Annotated in this window: 1 protein-coding gene; it reads left to right on the top strand. The window is 61.4% G+C overall.

The window, feature by feature from the left end:
- Positions 1–529 (top strand): FAD-binding domain-containing protein (locus AC1D0P_RS28055; RefSeq protein WP_477679723.1); only part of this gene is annotated, 529 nt, incomplete at both ends.

The raw sequence follows: 529 nt of genomic DNA, 5'->3' as shown, positions 1-529 counted from the left end.
GCCGTAGGCAAGGCGTTCGATGAACACGGAACCGATGCCATCGCCTTCCGCCGTGAACTCGTCTGGCGTGAATTCTCCTGGCATCTGCTGTTCTACAAGCCGGACATGCCGACGACGAACATGGATCGCCGCTTCGATGCCTTCGAATGGCGTCAAGACGACAACGCGCTTAGCGCCTGGCAGCGCGGCGAGACCGGTTATCCGATCGTCGACGCCGGCATGCGCGAGCTCTGGCAGACCGGATTCATGCAGAACCGCGTCCGCATGATCGTCGCCTCCTTCCTGATCAAGGACCTGCTGATCGACTGGCGCGAGGGCGAGCGCTGGTTTCGCGACACGCTCGTCGATGTCGACTGCGCCAACAATGCGATGAACTGGCAATGGGTGGCCGGCTGCGGTCCGGACGCCTCCCCCTGGTTCCGCATCTTCAACCCGGTCAAGCAAGGCGAGACGTTCGACGCCGAAGGCAGCTATGTCAGGCGCTACTGTCCAGAACTGTCGGATCTGCCGGATGAATATATCCATTGCC

The organism is Polaromonas sp. P1_G2 (assembly GCF_056405515.1).
The sequence above is the reverse complement of the archived record's forward strand: the minus strand, read 5'-3'. Positions and strand labels throughout refer to the sequence as shown.